21 protein-coding genes are annotated in these 23,862 nt (G+C 68.6%); 7 read left to right on the top strand and 14 right to left on the bottom strand.

Translation table 11 applies throughout. The features are described from left to right. Window positions 1-57 precede the first annotated feature (57 nt). Window positions 58-1,089, top strand: coding sequence for a hypothetical protein (locus ABD225_RS06100; protein WP_344082523.1), 1,032 nt, complete (start codon window positions 58-60; stop codon window positions 1,087-1,089). Between the two features lie 59 nt (window positions 1,090-1,148). On the opposite strand, the gene ABD225_RS06095 is transcribed toward ABD225_RS06100, so the two are convergent. The 13 genes from ABD225_RS06095 to trpS all read right to left on the bottom strand — a co-directional run bounded on the left by ABD225_RS06095 (window position 1,149) and on the right by trpS (window position 15,231). Next, window positions 1,149-1,298, bottom strand: coding sequence for a hypothetical protein (locus ABD225_RS06095; protein WP_344082521.1), 150 nt, complete (start codon window positions 1,296-1,298; stop codon window positions 1,149-1,151). 132 nt (window positions 1,299-1,430) lie between these two features. Continuing rightward, the gene (locus ABD225_RS06090) at window positions 1,431-2,531 is read right to left on the bottom strand and encodes an adenosine deaminase (protein WP_344082519.1); all 1,101 of its coding nucleotides are present in this window, start codon (window positions 2,529-2,531) and stop codon (window positions 1,431-1,433) included. Window positions 2,532-2,720: 189 nt separating this feature from the next. Further along, the gene (locus ABD225_RS06085) at window positions 2,721-4,004 is read right to left on the bottom strand and encodes a thymidine phosphorylase (RefSeq protein WP_344082517.1); all 1,284 of its coding nucleotides are present in this window, start codon (window positions 4,002-4,004) and stop codon (window positions 2,721-2,723) included. A gap of 136 nt (window positions 4,005-4,140) precedes the next feature. Continuing rightward, complete coding sequence (locus ABD225_RS06080) at window positions 4,141-4,566, bottom strand: cytidine deaminase (protein WP_344082515.1); 426 nt, start codon at window positions 4,564-4,566, stop codon at window positions 4,141-4,143. 1 nt (window position 4,567) lies between these two features. Further along, a complete protein-coding gene (locus ABD225_RS06075) occupies window positions 4,568-5,827 on the bottom strand; it encodes an ABC transporter permease (protein ID WP_344082513.1) in 1,260 nt (419 codons plus the stop codon). Beyond that, a complete protein-coding gene (locus tag ABD225_RS06070; protein ID WP_344082511.1) occupies window positions 5,824-6,939 on the bottom strand; it encodes an ABC transporter permease in 1,116 nt (371 codons plus the stop codon). The genes ABD225_RS06075 and ABD225_RS06070 overlap by 4 nt, the downstream gene beginning before the upstream one ends. Then, window positions 6,936-8,474, bottom strand: coding sequence for an ABC transporter ATP-binding protein (locus ABD225_RS06065; RefSeq protein WP_344082509.1), 1,539 nt, complete (start codon window positions 8,472-8,474; stop codon window positions 6,936-6,938). Before ABD225_RS06065 ends, ABD225_RS06070 begins: the two co-directional genes overlap by 4 nt. Window positions 8,475-8,697: 223 nt before the next feature. Beyond that, the gene (locus tag ABD225_RS06060; RefSeq protein ID WP_344082507.1) at window positions 8,698-9,795 is read right to left on the bottom strand and encodes a BMP family lipoprotein; all 1,098 of its coding nucleotides are present in this window, start codon (window positions 9,793-9,795) and stop codon (window positions 8,698-8,700) included. Window positions 9,796-9,922: 127 nt separating this feature from the next. After that, entirely contained in the window at window positions 9,923-11,110 is a 1,188-nt protein-coding gene (locus ABD225_RS06055; protein ID WP_344082505.1) for an amidohydrolase, read from the bottom strand. An 85-nt stretch (window positions 11,111-11,195) separates the two neighbouring features. Continuing rightward, the gene (locus tag ABD225_RS06050) at window positions 11,196-12,284 is read right to left on the bottom strand and encodes a mannose-1-phosphate guanylyltransferase (RefSeq protein WP_344082503.1); all 1,089 of its coding nucleotides are present in this window, start codon (window positions 12,282-12,284) and stop codon (window positions 11,196-11,198) included. Between the two features lie 220 nt (window positions 12,285-12,504). Beyond that, window positions 12,505-13,629: a YihY/virulence factor BrkB family protein gene (locus ABD225_RS06045; protein ID WP_344082501.1), complete on the bottom strand. Its 1,125-nt coding sequence runs from the start codon at window positions 13,627-13,629 to the stop codon at window positions 12,505-12,507. Window positions 13,630-13,650: 21 nt separating this feature from the next. After that, window positions 13,651-14,166: a 2'-5' RNA ligase family protein gene (locus tag ABD225_RS06040; protein ID WP_344082499.1), complete on the bottom strand. Its 516-nt coding sequence runs from the start codon at window positions 14,164-14,166 to the stop codon at window positions 13,651-13,653. 45 nt (window positions 14,167-14,211) lie between these two features. Beyond that, complete coding sequence (trpS, locus tag ABD225_RS06035; protein ID WP_344082497.1) at window positions 14,212-15,231, bottom strand: tryptophan--tRNA ligase; 1,020 nt, start codon at window positions 15,229-15,231, stop codon at window positions 14,212-14,214. A gap of 67 nt (window positions 15,232-15,298) precedes the next feature. On the opposite strand from trpS, the gene galK reads away from it, so the two are divergent. From galK to ABD225_RS06010, 5 genes are all read left to right on the top strand, one after another. Beyond that, a complete protein-coding gene (gene galK / locus ABD225_RS06030) occupies window positions 15,299-16,474 on the top strand; it encodes a galactokinase (protein WP_344082495.1) in 1,176 nt (391 codons plus the stop codon). A gap of 94 nt (window positions 16,475-16,568) precedes the next feature. After that, window positions 16,569-17,777 (top strand): adenylyl-sulfate kinase, encoded by a 1,209-nt coding sequence (cysC, locus tag ABD225_RS06025; protein ID WP_344082493.1) that lies wholly within the window; start codon window positions 16,569-16,571, stop codon window positions 17,775-17,777. Next, a complete protein-coding gene (locus tag ABD225_RS06020) occupies window positions 17,765-18,733 on the top strand; it encodes a sulfite exporter TauE/SafE family protein (protein WP_344082491.1) in 969 nt (322 codons plus the stop codon). Before cysC ends, ABD225_RS06020 begins: the two co-directional genes overlap by 13 nt. 68 nt (window positions 18,734-18,801) lie before the next feature. After that, the gene (locus ABD225_RS06015; RefSeq protein WP_344082489.1) at window positions 18,802-19,560 is read left to right on the top strand and encodes a 3'(2'),5'-bisphosphate nucleotidase CysQ; all 759 of its coding nucleotides are present in this window, start codon (window positions 18,802-18,804) and stop codon (window positions 19,558-19,560) included. 218 nt (window positions 19,561-19,778) lie between these two features. Further along, window positions 19,779-21,308, top strand: a complete 1,530-nt coding sequence (locus tag ABD225_RS06010; RefSeq protein ID WP_344082487.1) for a tyrosine-protein kinase domain-containing protein — start codon at window positions 19,779-19,781, stop codon at window positions 21,306-21,308. On the opposite strand, the gene ABD225_RS06005 is transcribed toward ABD225_RS06010, so the two are convergent. After that, window positions 21,247-21,882, bottom strand: coding sequence for an arsenate reductase/protein-tyrosine-phosphatase family protein (locus tag ABD225_RS06005; protein WP_344082485.1), 636 nt, complete (start codon window positions 21,880-21,882; stop codon window positions 21,247-21,249). The genes ABD225_RS06010 and ABD225_RS06005 overlap by 62 nt on opposite strands. Window positions 21,883-21,993: 111 nt before the next feature. Between ABD225_RS06005 and ABD225_RS06000 the strand changes: the two genes are divergently transcribed. Next, on the top strand, window positions 21,994-23,790 hold the full coding sequence (locus tag ABD225_RS06000) for a polysaccharide biosynthesis protein (RefSeq protein ID WP_344082483.1): 1,797 nt from the start codon (window positions 21,994-21,996) through the stop codon (window positions 23,788-23,790). Window positions 23,791-23,862 lie beyond the last annotated feature (72 nt).

Raw genomic sequence — 23,862 nt, 5'->3', positions numbered from 1 at the left:
ACGATGCAGCGCGGTGGAGGGTTCACCGCTTTCGCACGACGAGGGGATACCGGCTTCATGACCAGCCTACCGCACGACACGAGCGCGCCCGGCGCCATGCCTGCCGGTGGGGGACCGACGATCCCGAATCGGCTGCTGGGCGTCGGCGATATCGTCAGCGGCTCCTTCCGCACCGTCCTCGCTGCGCCACGGATCTTCCTCGGCCTGCCGCTGCTGGTCGCCATCGGCCTCGCGGTGCCCGCGGTCGTCCTCTTTTCGTTGGCCCTCGCGACGGGTCTGGCATCCGAGCGAGCCACCGTGCTCGTCGGTCTGATCGGCGTGGCAGTCGTCGTCTTCGGGTTCGCTGCGGCCTATGTCTTGCTGCGGATGACCGGGGCACTCGTCGTCGGGGCCTATCGCGTCGCGCTCGGGGAGCGGCCGAGCCTGGGGCAGGTCTGGCGGGATGGCGCCGGAGTGGTCTGGCGGATGATTGTGCTCGCCCTGATCTTCGTCGCCTGCTATCTCGCCGTCGTCATCGCGATCGTGGGCATCGTGCTGCTCTTGGGCAGCGACCGCGCCGGCGAGGCCGGGATTATCGCGGGCCTGATCTTTGTCTTGGGCCTGATCCCAGCGTTCTACTGGATCACGGTGCGTCTGGTCTTCATCTTCCCCGTCCTGGCGATCGAGCGCACCAGCCCCGTGGCATCGATTGGCCGGTCCCTCGCCCTGACGAAGGGGTCCTGGTGGATGACCTTCGGCCGGATCCTCATGCTCGGTCTGCTCACCGTGCCGGTGCTGATGTTCCTCAGCGCGCTCACCGCGCCGCTCGAACTCGCCGATTCCACCAGCGGCGATGCGGCGGCCCGCGCGGCGTGGGGCGTCGGCGCGGCCGTCGCCGCCATCTTGTCGGCCGTGCTGAATGTCGTCTTCCAGGTCTACGGCTTCACGTACGTGACGCTGATGTATATCGACGCCCGACGCCGCGAGCAGGCACCGGCCGTGGGCGGGCCGCCGCAGGACCGGCCGGTCGGCCCGGGGTCGTCATACCCGTATGGCGCGCCGGGGCCATCGGGCATCCAGCCCTATCCGGGCCCGAGGCCGATGCCCTGAGGTTGGCCCGGGCCGGCTGCGCCCGGAGGGGTGCGAGCCGGCCGCCCTGAGGGTGGCGCTCAGCGCGTGAAGTGCACCTTGGCGGTATTGCCCGGCCCGGGGATCGCGAGGTTGACCGCGAAGGTGTTCAGGCGTGCGGGGGCGCCGGTCCATCCGCCACGGGCTAACTCCTGACCTACCGCCTGGTATGCGCCGTGATCAGGGCGCATACCAGGCGGTAGGTCGAGCGTTAGGTCCGGCGGTCGGCGATCAGCCGGCGGTTGGTAGGGCGTAAGGACGTGAACGTGGACCCGGTGGGAGCGACGAGGCGTGCGGGCCGGGGTGAGATCCCGGCGCGAGGATCAGACGGAGTAGGCAGGGACGCCCAGGGCGGCATACCCCGGCTTGACGACCTTCTCGATGAGGGCGAGGCGCTCGTCATACGGGATGAAGGCGGACTTGAGCGCATTGATCGTCGCCCACCGGATGTCCGAGAGCGTCCAGCCGGCCTCGTCGACGAGATGTTGCATCTCGCGGGCGAGGGTGGTGCCGCTCATCAGGCGATTGTCGGTGTTGATGGTGACGCGGAAGCGCAGGTTCTTCAGCAGGGTGATGGGGTGCTCGGCATATGACGCCGCCGCCCCGGTCTGCAGGTTGCTGCTGGGGCACATCTCGAGGGGGATGCGCGCGTCCCGGACGTATGCGGACAGCCGCCCGAGCGCGGGCTGCTCGCAGGCCGTGTCGATATCGTCGACGATCCGCACGCCGTGGCCGAGACGGTCGGCGCCGCACCACTGGATCGCCTCCCAAATGCTCGGCAGCCCGAAGGCCTCGCCGGCGTGGATGGTGAAGTGGGCATTCTCGCGCTGCAGGTATTCGAAGGCGTCGAGGTGCCGGGTGGGCGGGTAGCCGGCCTCGGCGCCGGCGATATCGAAGCCGACGACCCCGTCGTCGCGATAGCGCACGGCGAGTTCGGCGATTTCGCGGGAGCGGGCCGCATGGCGCATCGCCGTCAGCAGCGCGCGCATGTGGATGGGCCGGCCCGCTGCGGCCGCCTCCGCCTCGCCCTCCCGGAAGCCCGCGTTGACCGCCTCGACGACCTCCTCCATCGCCAACCCACCGGCGACGTGTTGTTCTGGGGCGTAACGCGATTCGGCATACACCACCCCGTCTGCGGCGAGGTCGAGGGCGCACTCCTTGGCCACCCGGTGCAGACCAGCGGTCGTCTGCATGACCGCGACGGTGTGCTCGAAAGTCTCCAGATAGCGCACGAGCGAGCCCGAATCCGCGCTCTCCCGGAACCACTGGTCCAGCGAGGTCGCGTCCGTGCGCGGCAGGTCGGTGTAGCCGATCTCATCGCTGATCTCGACGATCGTCTGCGGCCGCACGCCACCGTCGAGGTGGTCGTGCAGGAGGGCCTTGGGTGCCGCGGCGATATCCGGGCTGACGGCGATGTCACTCACGCTGCACAGCGTAGGCGCTCCTCCTCCCCCGCCAACGACGCCCACCGGTCCCCGCCGCCCGACCGGCCCCGGCGAGTTCGCTCATTTCTCTCCGGATGCCACAAGTGTGCACTTCACCCCGCTTTAAAGCAGGGGTCAAGCGCAGACTTCCGGCATCCGGAGAGAAACGGGAGGCGACTCGCGCTCTCGCTAGGAAATGCGGTCGAGGATGACGGGGGTGGGGTCGGGGGCGGAGTCGCCGATGCGTATGCCGCCCGCCAGCGCCTCCTTGGCACGCTCGAAGCGGTCGGGGGTGTCGGTGAAGAGAGTCAGCAGAGTCTCGCCCTTGCGCACCGGATCACCGGGCTTGCGGTGCATCTGTACCCCGGCGCCCGCCTGCACCGGGTCCTCCTTGCGGGCGCGGCCAGCCCCGAGGCGCCAGGCGGCGACGCCCACGGCATACGCATCCATGGCGGTGACGAAGCCGTCGCGCTCGGCGAGGATCTCCTCGTTGTGCTTGGCGACCGGCATGGGCGCGTCCGGATCGCCGCCTTGTGCCCGGATCATCCGCTTCCAGGCATCGAGGGCGCGGCCGTCCTGGAGCGCGGCGCGCACGTCCTGGCCCACCTTGCCGGCGGCCTCCAACATCTCCTCCGCCAGGCGCACCGTCAGCTCAACGACATCGGCCGGGCCACCACCGGAGAGCACGTCCACGGACTCGCGCACCTCGATGGCATTGCCTGCGGTGTAACCCAATGGCGTGGACATATCCGTCAGCAGGGCAACGGTTTTCACACCGGCGTCGGTGCCGAGGTCGACCATGGTGCGGGCCAGTTCGCGGGCGTCCTCGATGTTCTTCATGAACGCGCCCGAGCCGACCTTGACGTCGAGCACGAGCGCGCCGGTGCCTTCGGCGATCTTCTTGGACATGATGGAGGAGGCGATCAACGGGATGGCCTCGACAGTGCCGGTGACATCGCGCAGCGCATACAGCTTCTTGTCCGCGGGGGCCAGGCCCGAGCCGGCCGCGCAGATGACCGCGCCCACATCATCGAGTTGCGCCAGCATCGCCTCATTGGACATCCCGGCCTGCCATCCGGGGATCGACTCCAGCTTGTCGAGGGTGCCGCCCGTATGTCCAAGCCCGCGGCCGGACAGTTGCGGCACCGCCACCCCGAAGACCGCGACGAGGGGCGCGAGCGGGAGGGTTATCTTGTCGCCCACTCCCCCGGTCGAGTGCTTGTCGGCGGTGGGATTCTTCAGCGAGGAGAAGTCCATGCGCTCGCCGGACTTGATCATGGCGTCGGTCCACGTCGCGATCTCGCGGCGGGTCATCCCGTTGAGCAGGACGGCCATATTGAGCGCCGACATCTGCTCCTCCGCCACGACACCGCGGGTGTAGGCGTCGATCACCCACCGGATCTGCTCGTCGGACAGCTCGCGCTTGTCCCGCTTGGCGATGATGACGTCGACGGCATCGAAGGCTTCACTCATGCGCGCATCCTGCCACCCTTGACCCGTAGGTCACGCGGGACGCGCACGATCGGCCACCGTGAAGCCGACCGGGCCGAAGTAGATACCTTGGTTCACGGAACGGGCAATCTGCGGTCGCCACGGAACCCGCCCGACCTCAGCGCTGCGCGAGGCGCTCGAGTTCCTCGGGGCCGAAGGCCTGCGGAAGCATCTCCCGCATCGTGCGAACGCCCTCGGGCGTCATCAGCAGGCACGAGGGGCCACCGTTTTCCCAGAGCAGTTGGCGGCACCGGCCGCAGGGCATGAGCGCCTGGCCGTCGCGCCCCACGCAGAAGACCGCGGCCAACTGCCCGCCACCGCCCATATGCAGGGCTGAGACCATCCCGCATTCGGCGCACAGCGCGACGCCATAGGCCGCATTCTCGACATTGCACCCGGCATAGACCCGCCCGTCGGTGGTCACCCCAGCGACCCCCACGGGGAGGTTGGAGTATGGGCAGTAGGCGCGGGCCGCCGCCGCAACAGCGGCCTCGCGCAACTGCTCCCACGACACCCCGAGGGCTGCGGGCAACGCGTCAGACACGCTAATGGCCACCCTTGCGATAGATCTGACCATCAGCCGCGGGCATCCGCAGTCGCTGCGACGCGAAGGCCAGGACCAGCAAGGTGGTCATATAGGGCAGGGTGCCCGCGAGTTCGCCCGGCACGGTGTCGGTCGCGAAGTACCACCAGGCAACCAGGCCCGAGAGCACCAGCGAGGCGGCACCCGGCAGCGTGCGGCCCTTGCGCAACTGCCACAAGCCGACGAGCAGCAGCAGAACGGCCACGAGCAGCAGGATCGCGTGCACCCCGCCGCCGCCGCGCAGGCGGATGGCGTCGGTATACCCGAAGAGTGCGGAGCCGGCCAAGAGTCCACCGGGACGCCAGTTGCCGAAGATCATGGCAGCCAAACCGATATACCCGCGGCCACCAGTCTGGCCATCTCGGAAGAGGTTCGATGCCACCAGGGTCAAGAAGGCACCACCCAACCCGGCCAAGCCGCCGGAAACGAGCACGCCGATGAACTTGTAGCGGTAGACGTTGACGCCCAGCGATTCGGCTGCGGCCGGCGACTCACCGACGGAGCGTAGGCGCAGACCGAAGGCCGTCTTCCACAGAATCCACCAACTCGCGACAAAGAGCCCGAGCGTCAGGAGCGTCAGAACCGACACATTGACCGTCAAACCACGGATGATTCCCGCCAGGTCGGAGACAAAGAAGATGTGCTTGCGCTCCAAACTGAGCAGCGGATCCCCGATCCCCGGGACCGACAGGGAGGGCGGCTGCGGCAGCGGCGGGCTCTGCGTCGGGCCACCGCCGGGCAGGTCAGTGAAGAACCGGGACGCAAGATATTTCGCCGCGCCGAGCCCGATGATGTTCAGCGCCACGCCCGAGACGATGTGGTCGACGCCGAAATAGACGGTGGCGATCGCGTGGATCAGGCCACCGACCAGGCCCCCGAGCGCCCCGCCGAGGATGCCGACCCACGGCCCCCAGTGGTAGGCGCAAAATGCCGAGGACCAGGTGCCAAGAATCATCATGCCTTCGAGGCCGATGTTGACGATGCCCGCCCGCTCCGACCACAGACCACCCAGGCCGGCCAGGGCGATCGGCACCGCGAGACCGAAGGCCGCCGCAATGGCACCGGAGGAGTCGATGTCATTGGCCCCGGTCACCACGCGCAGCAGCGAGAGGATGATCAGGCCACCGAGCAGCAGGATCGCCCACCGGGCATACGGATTGGCCAGCAGGCTCGAGGGCTTCGCCTTGGCGTCCGCGGGACGGCTCTGGGTTGCGGTGCTCACGCGGCCGCTCCTTCCGTGGTGCGGGCGGCTCGCTGAGAGGCCAACTCCCGGGCCACCCGCTGCTGTTCGAGGCGGATATCGAGGCGCCGGGTGCCTTCATAGGCGATGACGACGGCGAACAAGATGATGCCCTGGATGATGTAGACGAGTTCGGGGGCGACGCCAGCCCGGATCTGCAGGCCATTGGCCTGCGTGTCGAGATAGCTCCACAAGAGCGCGGCGAACGCGATGCCGACCGGATGGTTGCGCCCAAGCAGCGCGATGCCGATGCCGGCGAAGCCGAGCCCCGCCTGGAAGGTCGTGCCATAGGAGTGGTCCTGGCCGAAGAGCAATGGCATACCGACCAGGCCCGCGAGGGCGCCCGAGAGGATCATCGAGGTCATGACCATCCGCTTGACCTTCACGCCGCTCGCGACGGCGGCCGTCTCCGAGCTGCCCGTCGCGCGCAGGTCGAAGCCGAAGCGCGTCTTGCTCAGGACGAACCAGTACAGGAAGCCCACGATGACCGCGAGAATCAGCAGGCTATAGACCCGATTGCTCGCGCCGGGGATCAGCTTCCAGCCCTCCAACTGCGAGGACTCCGGGATCACCTTGGTGCCAATGGCGTTTGAGCCAGCCGTGCGCACCGCGACCTTGAGCAATAGCCATGACACCAAACCGGTGGCGATGGCGTTGAGCATGATCGTCGAGATGACCTCGGAGACGCCGCGCTGCACCTTCAGGTATGCCGCGATGCTGGCCCAGAGCCCGCCCGCCACCATCGCGACGATGATCGCGACGAGGATGTTCAGAATGCCGGGCAGCCAGGCCTGACCGGCGAAGACGGCGGCCGCGAAGGACCCGACGCGGTACTGCCCATCGACACCAATATTGAACAGATTCATCTTGAAGCCGACCGCCACGGCGATCGCCGACAAATAGAGCACGATCGCGCCATTGACGACATTGGTGATCATGCGCGGCTTGGGCGTGCTGAGCATCGTGATCCACACATCGCGCACCGGGTCACCGAGCGCCATGAGCACCAGGGAAGTCAGCGCGAAGGCGACGAAGAGAGCCAGGATGGGTGCGCCGAGCGAGAGCATCAGCTTGCGCACGAGGGGGTTGCTCATCGCACGTCCTGGGGGTCGGTGGGGTGGGGTACGTCGTCGTGCGGGCTGTCCGCGCCGGTCATCGCCGCGCCGAGATCCTGGCTCGTGACGGTGTCCGGATCGAAAGTGCCGGTCAGCTTGCCGCGCAGGATCACCCGGATCGTGTCGGACAGGCCGATGAGCTCCTCAAGGTCGGCGCTGATCAGCAGCACGCCGAGGCCGTCGTGCCGGGCCTGGCGCATCAGATCCCAGATCGCCGCCTGGGCGCCGACATCGACCCCCCGGGTGGGGTGGGAGGCGATGAGGACCTTCTTAGCGTGCGTCATCTCCCGCCCGACGATCAGCTTCTGCTGGTTGCCGCCGGACAGCGAGGCCGCTGTCACGAAGATCGAGGGGGTGCGCACGTCATACTCCTTGACGATGCGCTCGGTGTCGGCCTTGGCCGACTTCGCGTCAATGAGCTGGCCCTTGACATTCGGGCGCTCGGTTTGGTGACCCAGGATGCGGTTCTCCCACAGCGGCGCATCGAGCAGCAGGCCATGCCGGTGCCGGTCTTCGGGGATATAACCGATGCCCGCCTCCCGGATCTCGCGGACTTCCCAGTCGGAGATATCGGTGTCTTCGAGCATCACGGTGCCGGCGCTCGGCTCCCGCATCCCCATGATGACCTCGACCAACTCGGCCTGGCCATTGCCCTCGACGCCGGCAATGCCGACGATCTCGCCAGCGTGGATGTCGAGGTCGATGTCGTGCAGCAGATCGCGACCCTCGGTGCCGGCCATCGTGATGTCCCGCAGGCTCAACACGACCTGATCGGTGACGGTGGACTCGGAGGTCTCGGGCGTCGGGAGTTCCGAGCCGACCATCAGCTCGGCCAACTGCCGCGCGTTGACATCCTTGGGGTCGACGGAGGCGACGGTGGTGCCGCGCCGGATGACCGTGATGTCGTCGGCGACCGAGAGAACCTCGTCGAGTTTGTGCGAGATGAAAATGACGGTCAGGCCCTCGGCCTTCAACTCGCGCAAGTTGTCGAAGAGCTCATCCACTTCCTGGGGGACGAGCACGGCAGTCGGCTCGTCGAGGATGAGAATCTTCGCCCCGCGATAGAGAACCTTGAGGATCTCCACGCGCTGGCGGGCACCCACACCAAGGTCGGCCACCATCGCATCGGGGTTGATGCCGAGGCCAAACTCTTGGGAGATCCGCTTGATCTCATTCTTGGCGCCAGCGCCAATGCCGTGCAATTTCTCCGCGCCCAGAACGACATTTTCCAGAACGGTCAGATTGTCCGCCAGCATGAAGTGCTGGAAAACCATGCCGATGCCGACCTTGATGGCATCGGAGGGACTGTGGAGATTGACCTCTTGGCCGTCGACTTTGATCGTGCCCTCGTCCTGGCGTTGCACGCCATAGAGGATTTTCATCAGGGTCGATTTGCCGGCGCCATTTTCACCGCACAGGGCATGTACGGTGCCGCGGCGCACCGCGAAGGTGATGTCCTTGTTGGCCACCACCCCAGGAAAGCGTTTCGTGATGCCTTCGACCTCGACGGCCATTGTGCCGGCGCCGGCGCGCGGGGCAGTTGTTGCGGTGATGGCGGACCTCCTCGTCCCGTTGATCCGGCAGACCTGACGCTGGCGAAAAAATCTTCAGCCGCGGCGACGGATGAAACCTACCCTGCTGATGGTGCTGGGCACAGTAGGCACGATCAAGTCGTCACCGCCCCGTAACGCACCAATCCCCGGCTGATCAACGACCAGCCGGGGATTGGTCCGGAACTCACTTGGTGTCGGGCACCTTGATCTCGCCAGAGACGATCTTGGCCTTGTAGTCCTCGAGCTTTGCGATGACATCGGCCGACATCTTGTCGCCGGTCGTGGAGTAGCCCACGCCGTCGACCTTCAGGTCATAGATGACATTGCCAGCCGCGTTTTCGCCCTTGACCGCCTTGGCGAGGTAGTCATAGACGGCGACATCGACCTTCTTGAGCATGGAGGTCAAGATGACATCCCGCACGCCCTCTTCGGCCGTCTTGGCCTGGTCGGAGTCAACGCCGATGGCCCAACCCTTGGCCGCCTTGGCGGCAGTGAAGACACCAGCGCCGGAGCCGCCGGCCGCGTGGTAGACGATGTCTGCGCCACCTTGGTACATGCCCTCGGCCGCGGTCTTGCCCTTCGCCGGGTCACCGAAGCCGCTGAAGTCCGGCGGCTGGGTGAGGTAGGTGGAGTCGATCTTGATGTCGGGGTTGACCGCCTTGGCGCCGGCGTCATAGCCCGCCTCGAACTTCACGATCAGCGGCACATTGACACCGCCGACGAAGCCGATGTGGCCCGTCTTGCTGGTCAGCGCGGCCGCCGCACCGACGAGGAAGGAGCCCTCCTGCTCGGCGAAGGTCAGCTGGGCGACGTTGTCACCCTTGGAGGCGTCGGAGGCGTCGTCAATGATGGCGAAGTGAACATCGGGGTTCTCCTTCGCGACCTTGCCGACGGAGGCGGCATAGGCGAATCCGACGGCGATGATGTTGGTGTAGCCAGCGTCGACCAGCTGGTTGAGGCGCTCCTCACGGGCCGCCTCGTTCTCGCCATTGACGGCGGTGGCGTCGGTGGTCTCGAGCCCGAATTCGGCCTTGGCCTTGTCCATGCCGGCAGCAGCGGCGTCGTTGAACGACTGGTCACCTCGGCCACCCACGTCGAAGGCCAGACCGACCTTGACATCACTCTTGGGGGCTTCGCTGGTGCTGGACGACTCAGACGTCGAGCTCGTGGTCCCCGAGCCAGCAGTCGTGGTGCTGGTCTCCTTGCTCGTGCCGGACCCGCAGGCGGCGAGCGCCAGGGTGCTGGCCGAAACGGCCACGGCCACCTTCATCAACTGACGCAAGGTGTTCTCCTCTTTTTCTCAAAGATTGGGGCGCGATCGCGCCCGCTGGGCAGAGGATAGCCGCACGGTCGCGCTCTGCTGAACACGCCGTAGGGTCGCGGCGAGCAACCGTTACGAAGTCGGGACGTCAGCCGCGACCGATGGCCGCCAGGGCGGCGCCGGCCAGCAGCATCGCCCCGGCCCCGATGGCGGCCTCGTCAACAATCAGGTCGCCTTGGTGCAGGTCGTATGTCCGCCCGCCCACCGCCCGCGTCCCGAGCCGCGCCATCGCGCCCGGCGCGTGGTGGAGGAACCAGGCGAAGTCCTCCCCGCCCATGGACTGGCGTGTCGGGACCGGCTCCAGACCGAGATTGGTCGCCGCGGTGCGCAAGTCGGTGATGCCGAGCATGGAATTGACCACGGGCGGCACTCCCGGCGTATAGGTCACATCGACCCCGACGCCATAGGGGCGGGCCACCGACTCGATGAGCTCCTTGACGAGCGGGCCGAGATCAGCCCATACCTCGGCGTCGAGGACCCGCAAAGTCCCGGTGGCGCTGCCGGAAGACGGGATGACATTGCCCGCGGCCCCCGCATGCATCTGGCCCCACACGATCAGGGCGCCGGCGCGCGGGTCCACCCGGCGCGAGAGCAGCGCGGGCACTTCGGTGACGATCTTCGCGAGGGCGAAGGTTAGATCCTCCGTCAGGTGGGGCCGCGAGGTATGCCCGCCCCGGCCGGTGAGTTTGACCTCGATCCGGTCCGCAGCTGCGGTGACCGCGCCTTCGCGCAACCCGACCTTGCCGACATCGAGGCTGGGGTCGCAGTGCAGGGCGTATGCCGCGTGCACCTCTTCCAAGGCGCCTTCGGCAATCGCGAGCTCGGCACCGCCGGGGATGGACTCTTCGGCAGGCTGGAAGACCATGCGCACGGCGGCGCCGGCATCGGCGAGGGCGTTGGTCTGCTGGTTGAGGGCGAAGGCAGCGCCCAGGAGGGCTGTGGTGTGCACGTCGTGACCGCAGGCATGCGCGACGCCGGGGCTCACGGAGGCCCAGTCCAAGCCGGTGCGCTCCCGCACCGGGAGTGCGTCGATATCGGCACGCAGCAGGACCCGACGCTCGGCGTCGGCTGGCCCGATATCCGCGACCACGCCGGAGGTCGACAGCCGACGGTGGGTGATGCCCGCCTCAGCGAGCCGCTCGCAGATGACGGCGGTGGTGCGCTCCTCCTGCCAGCTCAGTTCGGGGTGGCGATGCAGGTCGCGACGGATGGTGACCAGGTCGGCCTGGCGCGTGGCAATGGCACCGCGCAGCGCGGCGAAGGAGGGGGATTCCATGACGACCTCCAAGGTTACTCGCCCGGCCGGCATACCGCCGCCACCGGTGGGCTAGCGCGGGTCCCGGTGGCTCGGCGAGGTGAGCTCAGAGGAGATCGGTTCGGCCGCGCTCACGCAGCGCGTCGACGAGGGCCTTGACCTCCTGGGCGCGAGCGGCGGTCGTCACCAAAAGGGCATCCTCCGTATCGATGACGACGATGTCCTGCACGCCGAGTAGCGCCACGGCCCGGCCCGACCCGGGAGCGACCAGCCCCGTGGAGTCGATGGCCGTCACCTGGGCTGGATCCCCGAGGACCCGCGGGCCTGACGCGGGCGCGGGGAGGATCGCCGCGAGGGAGGTGAAGTCGCCAATGTCGTCCCACCCGAAGGCGCCAGGCACCACGAGCACCTCACCATCATCGGCCGCCGGCTCGGCGACGGCGTGGTCGATAGCGATCTTCGGCAGGCCGTCCCAGATCGCCGCGAAGTCATCCCCAGGCCTGATCCGGGCCAGTCGACGCAAGTCGGCCGCGAAGTGTGGGTGCCGCAGCGCCAGCAAGTCCAGCAGCCGGCCGGCGCGCACCACAAACATCCCAGCGTTCCACCGAAATTCGCCGGTGGCGAGGTATGCCGCGGCCTGGGTGGCGCTCGGTTTCTCGACGAACTGTCGAACGTGGAGCGCGGTACGGGCGCCGGCGACGGGGCGTCCGGACTGGATATAGCCGAACCCGGTCGCGGGATAGGTGGGGGTGATGCCGATGGTGACGAGGCGACCGGTGTCCGCGAGATCGATGGCTTCGGCGATGGAGCGCTCAAAAGCGGGCCGGTCTTGGATCACATGGTCTGCGGCGAAAGAACCGAGAATCGCGTCGGGGTCACGCGCCTCCAGCACCGCTGCGGCCCAGCCGATCGCTGCCATCGAGTCGCGGGGCGAGGGCTCGATGAGCATCTGGTCCGGTCCCAGCGCCGGAAGCTGATCGCGGATCGCCTCGGCGTGGCGAGCGCCCGTGACGACGAGGATTCGGTCACCAGCCAGCGGCTCGACGCGCTCGACGGTTTCTCGGATCAGCGTGCGCCCGCTGCCGGTCAGGTCGTGCAGGAACTTGGGCGCGCCGGCGCGCGACAGTGGCCAGAGCCGGGTGCCTGCCCCTCCGGCAGGTATGACGGCATGGAATCGGGACAGCGGCTCGCTCACCCCGCGAAGGCTAGCGCCACCGGGGTTGGGCCCGGCCGCCCACCCTGAGTCCCCCTCGGCCCACTCCCAGCGGAGCGGCCCTTCTGAACGGGAGCGGGGATATAGCCCCGCTCGCACTCACAAGACCCGCTCGGCTCGACACAAACCCCGCTCGCACTCACGAAGCCCGCTCGGCTCAGCACCCGCTGGGGCGCGGCGCCCGCTCGCTCGGGCCCGGTCGTCAGCGGCGGCGCAGGGAGCGGGCGGCGCCGAGAACGGCGCCAACGGCGGCCGTCGCGGCGGCGCCCAGCACTGCGCCAGAGGCCACCGAGACCTTGTCGGCAGCCCGCTGGTCGAGCGTCGGCAAGCCGAGGGCAGCGCGGGCCCCCGGGTCGACGGGGAGCAGCGAGGGCGAGCGAGCTGTCCATTCGCGGGCGGCCTCGGCACGGGTGGGCGGGCCTTCAGCCAGCTTGGCGGACTCGCCCTCGCTGACCGCGGCCTGGGCGCCGGCCAGATCGTCGATGTCGTTGGCCGCCCACGCCGCCGACAAGAGCATGGCGCGAGCGATGAAGTTCAAGAAGGCCAGCAGCCCGACGACCAGGGCAATGGAGGCAAAGAGTTTGTTGCCCATCGTTCCGGCGATCAGGCGGGTGCCGAAGGTCTGCAGAAGCGTCAAGGCGATGCCGCCGAAGAGGGCGCCATTGCGCAACCCCGGCCACGGCAGGTCGACGCCCGAGAGCACCCGCAGCATCAACGCCACCAGCAGGGCATTGGCCAGGAAGGACACCACCAGACCGACCCCGCTGATCAGCCAGGCCTGCCCCCCGAGGCCCACAAGATCAGCCAGTTGTTGAGCGATGGCACTGGTCGCCGCATTGATCACGGCCGACAGGACGACACCGACCCCCAAGGTGGCCAGCACGAGCAGATCCCGCAGCTTGTTCATCGCGATATTGCCGGGCTGCCCCGGGACACCGAAGATCGCCCGAATGCCGCCTCGCAGCGCATCCAACCAGCCCAAGCCGGCCCACAGCAGACCGACGACACCGATCAAGGCCGTGAGGCTGAGCGTGCTCCCGCTGGGGATGGCCAGCGGGATGAGCCCGTCGGGATTGTCCGCGGTCTGCACGAAACCGGGCAGCTGCTTGTCGATGGCGTCCTCCACCTTGGCCAGCAGGTCCGGCTGCCCCTGCAAGACCAGGCCGAAGATCGTGAAGCCGAGGGCAATGGCGGGAAAGAGTGAGAAGAAGGCGAAATAGGTCACGCCGCCGGCCAGTAGATTGCCGCGCGCATCGCCATACCGCTTCCAGGCCCGCCACACCGGAGTGGCCTGGAAGCGTCCCCACCGCGCCTTGATGCCACCCATCGCCATCCTCCCGCTCGTTGCTCAGACCCCGGTCAGGTCGAAGGCCTGCACCGGGCGCCAGATCTCGTCGTCACCATGGTGATAGAGATGGAGCGCCGAAACCCGAAAGGCGGCGCGGAAATTCGCCAGCTGGGCTTGCGCGCGGGTGAGCGCGGCATCGTCGAGGTGATGAGCGATGGTCACATGAGGGTGATAGGGGAAGTCGAGTTCGCGCGCGAGCGGACCCGCACGCACCGCGCTCTCCAGCGCCGCGCACTGCTCGGCACCGCTCGCCAGCGCCACGAAGGCGACCGGGGAGACCGGCCGGAAGGTGCCGGTCCCCGAGAGGATCACATCGAAGGGCGCGTATGCCGTCGCGACCTCGGCCAGGTGCCCGGCGACCGGCGCCGCGTCCGCCGGATCGATGACCGTCGGCGGCAGGAGGGTGATGTGCGCCGGTATGGCGCGGGCCAAGGGATCCCCGAAGGCTTCCCGGGCGTCCTGCAGGTAGCCGCCATAGGGCTCGGGCACCTCGATGGAGATCCCGATCGTGAGCATGAGGCAGGAGGTTACTCGCGGGATGAGCCGGGCGGAAACGTGAGGTCAGCGCGGGAGCAGGCCGAGCGCATCGCGCACCCGCCCGAGCACGCCCGCCGCGACCTCGCGCGCCTTGGCCGAACCCTCGGCGAGGATGCGGTCGAGTTCGGCCGGGTCGGACATCAACTCGGCCATCCGCGTCTGGAAGGGTTCGATCGCCGCCACGACGACCTGCGCCACCTCGCCCTTCAGGTCGCCATACCCCTTGCCCGCGAAGTGGCCTTCCAGCTCGGCGACCGGGGTCCCGGAGAGCACCGAGTGGATGGCGAGCAGGTTCGAGACCCCGGGCTTGGCCTCGGGGTCGAAGCGGATCTCACGCTCGGCATCGGTCACGGCCGACTTGATCTTCTTGGCGGTGCGCTTGGGGTCATCGAGCAGATCGATCAGACCGAGATCGGCCGAGGTGCTCTTGGACATCTTCGAGGTCGGCTCCTGCAGATCCATGATCCGGGCGCTCTCCTTGACGATGAAGGCGTCCGGGACCACGAAGGTGCCGGCGAAGCGGCCGTTGAAGCGCTCCGCGAGGTCGCGGGTCAACTCCAGGTGTTGGCGCTGGTCCTCGCCCACCGGAACCAGGTCGGCGTCATAGAGCAGGATGTCGGCGGCCATGAGGATCGGATAGGTGAACAGCCCGACATTGGCGCTCTGCCCCTTGGCGACCTTGTCCTTGAACTGCGTCATCCGCGAGGCCTCACCAAAACCGGTGTGGCAGGCCAAGATCCACGCCAGTTCGGTGTGCTCGGGAACCAAGGACTGCACCATCAGCGTCGAGCGCTGGGGGTCCACCCCGGCCGCGAGATATTGCGCCGCCGTGCGCCGGGTCCGCTCCCGCAGCACGGCCGGGTCGGTGGCAACCGTCAGGGCATGCAGGTCGACGACGCCATAGAACGCGTCATACCGCTCCTGCAAAGCGACCCAGTTGACCAACGCCCCGAGATAGTTGCCGAGGTGCAGCGAGTCGGACGTCGGCTGCATGGCGGAAAAGATGCGTTGCGGGCGCGCGGGGGCCTCAGGGGTTGCGGGCATGGGCCGATTGTGTCAGCCGGCGCCGGGGCAGCCCAAACGGATAAGGATCGGTCAATAGACTCCGGGGATGCAGCATCGTGAGGCCTTCGTGGCGCGCTTCGGCCGGGAGCCGCAGGGGTCGTGGTCGGCCCCGGGCCGGGTCAACCTCATCGGCGAGCACACCGACTACAACAGCGGGCTCGCGTTGCCGATCGGCCTGCCCCAGCGCACCTATGCCCTCGCCGCCCGCCGCACCGATGACCGCCTGCGCGTGGCAAGCCTGCAGACCGGGGATTTGGTGGAGATCGCCATACCCCAGATCGCCCCAGGGGTCCCCCAGGGGTGGGCTTCGTATGTCGCGGGCGTGGCCTGGGCGCTGCGGGCGGACGGCTTCGACATCGGCGGCGCCGATGTGTTGATCGACGGCCAGGTGCCGCTGGGTGCCGGATTGTCGAGTTCGGCGGCAATCGAGTGCGCGACGGGCGCCGCGCTGTCCGGGCTTTATGACCTCGACCTGCTGGCCGATGACACGGATCGGGCCCACTTGGCCGTGCTCTGCCGGCGCGCCGAGAACGAGATCGCCCTGGCGCCGACGGGTGGGATGGATCAGGCGGCATCGCTGCTGGCGCGGGCCGGGCAGGCCCTGCTGCTGGACTGCCGCGATGGCGCCACGCGCCTGGTGCCCTTCGAGATCGAGCGTGACGGGCTGGTCCTGCTGGTCATCGACACGCGCGCCCACCACGCGCTCGTCGATGGGCAGTATGGCGCCCGGCGCGCCTCCTGCGAGCGGGCCGCCGCCGCCTTGGGGTTGCCGAGCCTGCGCGAGGTCGATCCCGCCCGGCTGGACGCGGTTCTCGCCGATCTGGTCGGCCTCCTCGCCGGCGACGGACCGGAGCCGCCCGAGGTGGTGGTGCGTCGGGTGCGCCATGTGGTGACGGAGATCGAGCGGGTGCAGGAGTGCGCCGCGGCCATGACGGCCCGGGACTGGGAGGGTGTCGGGCGGCTCTTCGCGGCCAGCCACGCCTCCCTGCGCGACGACTTCGAGGTCTCGTGCCTCGAATTGGACCTGGCGTGTTCGGTCGCCCAGGATCAGGGCGCCCTCGGTGCCCGGATGACCGGTGGCGGCTTCGGCGGCTCGGCGATCGCCCTGGTGCCCGAGGCAGTGGCCGGGCCGGTGCAGGCCGCGGTGACCGAGGCGTTCGCCGCCGCCGGCTTGACCGCCCCCTCGATCTTCGCGGCGCACGCAGCGCCCGGCGCCGGCTGAGCGACCCTGGCGCTCGCCCGCACCGTGAACGGGCTCCCCCCTTGGCCAGTGCGGACGGAAGGGGCACCGCCGAGGCGATGGCACAATTAGGCAAGTGACCTCGGCCTCTCCCAGCCTTCCGCAGTTCTGTCCCGCCCCGGACATCCTTGATGACCTCGAACTGTTGCGTGTCGGCGCCTTCGCTCCGCAGCACGACGTGCGCCCGGACGGCGCGCTTGAGGTGCACGTCCCCGCCGAGATCGCCGCCACCGCCCGCGCCGCCGGTGGGGTGGAGATCGTCGACCCCGAGGGTGTGCCATTGGTGCGCTTCGAGGCCACCGGCCGCGATTGCGAGTGCGGCGGCCTGGTGCTCGCGGGCGCACCGACCTGGATCGGCAAGCCCTCGCCGCGCACCTTCGAGCGCTTCTATCTCGCGCCCGGCTCCGTGAGCGCTCCCGACCTGGTCGCCGTCGTCGTGGACCGGCCCTTGAGCACCGAGGACCTGCTCGAGATCGCCGCCACGGCAGGTCATCGCCCCCTGTGCTTTCTGGTGCTCGCCGGACCGACCCTGGCCGCCCACTCCACCGGTGTCGCCCTGATCCGCTCGGCCCTGGCCGCCACCGCCCGGATGGGGCGCGGCGATGTCATCGCGATCCCGCTGGATCGCCGCACCTCGCGGGCAAAGCGGGAGGCGGTGCTCGCGGCATACACCAGCGGGGAGGTGATCAACCTGCCCCCACGGCATACCGGCGAGCACCGGCACGGACTCGTGTTGTTCTTCACCGGTCTGTCCGGATCCGGCAAGTCGACGATCGCGCGCAGTGTGCGCGACGCCATTGTGGAGGACGGAACGCGCGGCGTGACGCTGCTCGACGGCGACCTGGTGCGCCGCCACCTCTCCGCCGGCCTGAGCTTCTCCGCGGCCGACCGGGAGACCAATATCCGCCGGATCGGCTGGGTGGGCGCCGAGATCTCCCGGCACGGCGGTATCGCGATCTGCTCCCCCATCGCGCCCTTCGCCGCGACCCGCGAGGCCGTGCGTCATATGGTCACCGAGGCCGGCGGGGACTTCCTGCTCGTGCACATCGCTACCCCGCTCGCCGAGTGCGAGCGCCGCGACCGCAAGGGTTTGTATGCCAAGGCGCGCCGCGGCGAGATCCCGGAGTTCACCGGCATCTCCAGCCCGTATGAGGAGCCGACGGACGCCGATATCGCGATCGACACCACAGGCCTTACGATCGACGCCGCAGTCCAGCAGGTGCTCGAACTGCTTCGCCGCCGAGGGCACATGCACGTGGAGGAGACTGTCGAATGGGCGATCTGATCACGCCGGATACCCCTGGCCTGTTGGCGGTCGCCTTCCTCATCGGGATCGTCGTCGGCCTGACCGGCATGGGCGGCGGCGCGCTGATGACACCCGCCCTGATCTTCCTCGGGATCCCGCCGACCGCCGCCGTGGCCAACGACCTGGTGGCTGCCGCGGTCAACAAGAGCGTCGGCGCCGCGGTGCACTACAAGCACGGCTCCCCCAACCTCAAGCTCGCGAAATGGTTGATCCTCGGATCGGTGCCGATGGCCTTTGCCGGCGCCTGGATCATCGCGGCCGTCGGTGAGCCAGAAGATCAACAGGCCTTCTTGAAGAAGGCCATCGGTTTCGCGCTGCTGCTGACCGCGTCGACCTTCACCTTCCGCATCTATTTGGAGATGCGGCGCGGGGACTACACCGACGAGAACCGGCCCGACCCGGCCGTCAAGCCGATCCCCACCCTCATTGTCGGCGCCATCGGTGGCCTGCTGGTCGGGTTGACGAGCGTCGGCTCGGGGTCGCTCATCATGATCAGCCTGCTGCTGCTCTATCCCACCTTGTCGGCTCGCCGCCTCGTCGGCACCGACCTCGTGCAGGCCATCCCGCTCGTGCTGTCCGCCGCCATCTCGCACGTGCTCGTCACTGGCATGGACTGGTCGATCCTGCTGCCTCTTATCATCGGCGGCAGCCCAGGCACCTTCCTCGGCGCCCGCTTGGCCGCGCACATCTCGCAGTCGATCCTGCGGCGCGGGATCGCGATCGTGCTCACCTTGACCGGCCTCGGGCTGCTCAAGGTGCCCCCGGTGTGGGTCGGCATCATCGGTGCCGCCATGCTCATCCTCGGCCCGGTCGCCTGGGGTTTGATCAAGCACGCCCACGGCCGGCGGGCCTTCCTCCATGTGCCGCTCGGTCGGCGCCAGGGACTCCAGCATCACGAAACGGTGGGCGCACCACCGACGGATCCCGGGAGTTGACCGGGACCATATCCAACCGGCCCCGACCGGCCGGGACAGTCACCGCATACGAGAGCAGGCAAGCAGACGTGACCGACCCCCGAACCGACCATCAACTCGCCGCCGACCTGGCCCGGGAGGCGGGTGAGGTGCTGCTCGGCATCCGAGGCGACTTCCCCGCCGACGGCGAGCCCGCGCAACTCAAGAGTGCCGGCGACCTCGGCTCGCACGAGTATCTGATGGCTGCCCTGGCCACCGCGCGCCCTGGGGACGCCGTGCTGTCGGAGGAGGGCGCCGACGACCGCGCCCGGCTCAGCGCCGAACGCGTGTGGATCGTGGACCCCCTCGACGGAACGCGTGAATTCTCCGAGCGGCCGCGCGACGACTGGGCGGTGCATGTGGCGCTTTGGGAGGCGGGTTCGTTGGTCGCCGGCGCGGTCGCCATCCCGGCGCGCGGTGTCGTGCACTCCACCGCCGAGCCGGACTCGATCCCCGCCTCGACCGGCGGCAAGATCCGCCTCGCGGTGAGCCGGTCTCGCCCGCCGGCCTGGCTGCCCGCTCTGGTCGCGGCCCTTGATGCCGAGCTCGTGCCGATGGGGTCGGCGGGGGTCAAGGCGATGTCGGTCCTGGACGGCAGCGCCGATGCCTATGTGCACGCCGGCGGCCAGTACGAATGGGACTCCGCCGCGCCCGTGATCGTGGCCGCCACCGCGGGCCTGTTCACCAGCCGCGTGGACGGCTCCCCCCTGGTCTACAACCAGGAGAACGTGCTGCTCCCCGACCTGATCGTATGCCGCCCCGAGCTCGCCGAGCAGGTGCTCGCCGCGGTCGCTGACCTGGGTTTATAACGCTCTGTTATGTCCCCCATGGGGGAGGACCTGACAATTGAGCTTACTGTGAGTTAAGGTCGAATCCCCCAGCCACCCGGCCGTGAGGACCTCTGTCATGCCGCGCCACGGGATCGCCTGACCGGTGACGCCCAGGCGCCGCAATGCGTCGCTCTCGCAGGACGTGCCCACCGGCGCATGCCTCCTCGAGGCGTCCTGCCCGCTCTCAGAGGCCGTGTGTGCCACCGACCAGAGCGGAGCCGACGCCACCGATGGAATTGCAGGACTATCTGCGGATCGTGCGCAAGCGGTGGCCAATCATCGCCGCTGCCCTCGTCACCGTCCTGGTCATCGCGACCCTGCTGACGGCCTTCACGACCCGCACCTATCAGTCCAGTGTGCAATTCTTCGTCTCGACCGCCGGATCGGAAGACAGCGGCGCCCTGCTCCAGGGCAGCACCTTCACCCAGCAGCGGGTGAAGTCCTATTCCCAACTGATCTCCACCCCCAAGGTGCTCGGCCCGGTCATCGACAACACCGGAGTCGACGAGACCTCGGCGAGCCTGGCCCGGCGAGTGACCGCGAGCGTGCCCGCCGACACCGTGCTCATCGATGTGCGCGTCACGGGATATAGCCCATCGGAGGCGGCAGCCGTGGCCCAAGCCATCGGCGAGGAATTCCCCAAGACCGTCGACGAACTCGAGCAGGTCGAGGGCAACAAGGCCAGCCCCGTCAAGGTAACCGTCGTCAAGCCCGCGACCGAGTCGCAAATGCCGGTCAGCCCGCGCCCGGTCCGCAATCTCGCCCTCGCCGCGGTGCTCGGCCTGCTCGCCGGCCTCGGCCTGGCCGTTTTGCGCGACATGCTCGACACCACGATCAAGAGCGAGGACGATGTCAAGGAGGTCACCGACAAGACCATCCTCGGCGGCATCCCCTTCGACTCGACGGCCCAGAAGTCGCCGCTCGTGCTCAAGTCCAGCTCGAAATCGGTGCGCTCGGAGGCCTTCCGCGGGCTGCGCACCAACCTGCAGTTCGTGGACGCCACGGATCACCCCAAATCACTGAGCGTCACCTCCTCGGTGCCTGGCGAGGGCAAGACCACCACCGCGGCCAATCTCGCCATCGCCCTGGCCGACGCCGGCTCGAGCGTCTGCCTCATCGAGGGCGACCTGCGCCGCCCCAAGCTCCTCGAATATCTCGGCATGAGCGGTGCCGTGGGCCTGACCGACGTGCTCATCCAGCGCGCCGATCTCGACGACGTGCTGCAGCCCTTCCAGCGCGGCCTGACCGTGCTCGGCTCCGGCGCCACACCGCCCAACCCCTCCGAGTTGCTCGGATCCCAGGCCATGCGCAGCCTCGTGCAGCAGCTCGAGGAGCGCTTTGACTATGTCATCATCGACTCCCCACCGTTGCTGCCCGTCACCGACAGCGCAATCATCGCCACCATCGTCGACGGCGCAATCGTGGTCGTTGGTGCCGGGGTCGCGCACGACGCGATGCTGCAGCGGGCTCTCGCCTCAATGGAAACAGTCAACGCCAATGTGCTCGGCATCGTGATCAACCGGGTGCCGCGTAACGAGTCCAACCGCTACGGCTATTACCGCTATGACTACTCCCCCGACGGCACCCGCACGCGGAAGTCGACCAGTCGCTCGCCCCGATCCGAAGCCGACCTGGAGCTGTGGCAGGGCGATTTGGCGAGCGGGGCTACGGCCGTGGCGCCCGCCGAGCTCCCTGATGTGAACCCCTCAAGCCCCGCAGCGCGATGAGCACGTCCTCGATCTGCTGCAGGCTCGGCAGCATCTGTTCGCGCATCCTGTCGAATGCGGACGCCCCGCGGCCGTATGGATCGGCCACATCGACCGCGTCGGCGCTCATCCACGGCACCAGCCCGCGTTCGGCAGCCGCGACACGCACAAGCAGCGTGACGAGCGGTGCGTCCACGTCCCCGCTGACCGTATGCCCGTCCCAGTGCGCCAGGAGCGTCCCGAAGTCGCGCAACGCAAAGGTGCGCGACATCGCGCGTGGGCTGAGCCGGGCGACCTCGTCGCGCTGCGCGCGGGTGGCGCACAAAACCACGCCGGCCGGCTCGATCAACTCCGTGACGAGCTGGCGGGCGCGGAAGGGCGCCACCTCCCCCACCAGCCGCTCCGCCGCAGTCCGCGCCAACGGGTCGAGGTCGGCGTCGACCACGGCTCGCGTGCCCGCGCTCGCGACCGCCACACCCAAACCGGAGAGCCGCGAGGCCATGACGGCCTCGGCGAAGGCGGAGCGCGCGACATTTCCTTCGCAAACGAAGAGCACGAGCCCCTCGTCGTCCCCCGTGGGGCCATCTGATGCCATGCCCTTCACGCTACGCGCCGCCGTCTCCGGGCGGCAGTGCCCGTCCGGCGGCGCGGCGTCCCCCATTTCGAGGACGGCGGACGTCTGATGGCTAGGCATACGGTGGACGGCGTGCGGCGCTGTCTGTGGTGTGTGGTCGATGCGCTCGCCATCGTCGTGTGCTTCTACGTCGCGGCGACCCTGCGCTTCGATCTCGACCTCGGTCAGTCCTTCAGCCGCCCGGTCACCAACTGCCTCATTCTGGCTGTCGCCGCGCACCTGCTCATCGGCACGCTCTGGGGGCCCTATGCCGTCGGCCACGTCCGCGGGTCCTATGAGGAGATCCTCGATATCGCCGAGACGGCCCTTCTGTGGATGGTGCCACTCTTCTTCCTCGTGCTCGCCGCGCCGGTGGATCTCGGGCCCCGCAGCCTGCCCGTCACCGGTGGCGCGCTTTCCGTTCTAGCCATGTTCGGCGCCCGATTCGTGCTGCGCGCGGTGCGCACTCGAGCCGGGGTGGCGAAGACCTCCGAGGGTCGGCGCACCCTGATCTTCGGGGCGGGCGAGGGCGGACGGCAACTGGTGCGCGCCCTGGTGCGGGACCCCAGCGCCGGGCTTGTCCCGGTCGCCGTGCTCGACGACGACCCCCGCAAGCGCCGGCTGCGCATCGACGGGGTGCGCATCCTCGGCAATCGCAACGACCTGGTCGCCGTCGCCGCGCGGACCGAGGCCGAGGTGCTCGCCATCGCCGTGCCGAGCGCCCACTCCGACATGCTCAACGACCTGCGCCGGCGCGCCGACGAGGCGGAGCTCGAGGTGCTCGTGCTGCCGCCGGCGAGCGAGATGCTTGGTGGCCCCAAGGCGTCGGACCTGCGCAGCCTCGACGTGCGCGACCTCCTCGGCCGGCGCCCGGTCGAGCTCGACCTCGAGGCGATCGCCGGCTCGATCCGCGGTCACCGCATCCTCGTCACCGGCGCCGGCGGATCGATCGGCTCGGAGCTGTGCCGGCAGATCGCCAAGTTCGGTCCGGCCAAGCTCTTCATGCTCGACCGGGACGAGTCGGGCCTGCACGGCACCCAGGTGTCGCTGACCGGCCAGGGCCTGCTCGACGACGACACCGTCGTGCTCGCCGACATCCGGGACGCCGAGCGGATGCAAGAGGTCTTCGAGCTCACCCGCCCGGATGTCGTCTTCCACGCGGCGGCCCTCAAGCACCTCCCCCTCCTCGAGCAGTATCCGATGGAGGCGTGGAAGACCAATGTCGTCGGCACGCTCAACGTGCTCAAGGCCGCCCGGGCAGCGGGTGTCGAGGTTTTCGTCAATATCTCGACCGACAAAGCGGCGAACCCCTCGTCCGTCCTGGGCTACAGCAAGCGCCTGACCGAGCGGCTCACCGCCCACGAGGCGACGCAGGGCGGCGGACGCTATGTCAGTGTCCGCTTCGGCAACGTCCTCGGCTCGCGCGGCTCGGTGATCACTGCGTTCACTCAGCAGATCGAGCAGGGCGGCCCGGTGACGGTGACCCACCCCGACGTCGAGCGCTACTTCATGCTCATCCCGGAGGCCTGCCAGCTGGTCCTGCAGGCTGCGGCCATCGGCGCCGACGGTCGCGTCATGGTCCTCGATATGGGTGAACCGATGAAGATCATCGACGTCGCCAAGACCCTCATCGAACTCTCCGGCCGACGCGATATCGACATCGTCTTCACCGGGCTTCGCCTCGGCGAGAAGATGTCGGAGGAACTATTTGCGCCAGTCGAAGCCGTCGAGCGCTCCACGCACCCTTTGGTCAACTATGTCGACGTGCCCGATCTGCCTCACGCTCAGGTGGACGGTCGCACCTTTGCCGACGCCCAGGCCGCTAAGAGCTATATGCACCTTGCCGCTATCGAAGGAGTGCCGACCCCCCACGAAGGTGCTCGCGCGTGAACAGGCCTGGATTCCCCTATCCGTGCCGGGTCTTTCCCGCGCAGAACGGGAGGCGGTCGCAAACGCCGTCCT

The sequence above is a fragment of the Nostocoides veronense genome, from assembly GCF_039531185.1.
Classification (GTDB): domain Bacteria; phylum Actinomycetota; class Actinomycetes; order Actinomycetales; family Dermatophilaceae; genus Nostocoides_A; species Nostocoides_A veronense.
This window is presented reverse-complemented; position numbering and strand designations above follow the sequence as displayed.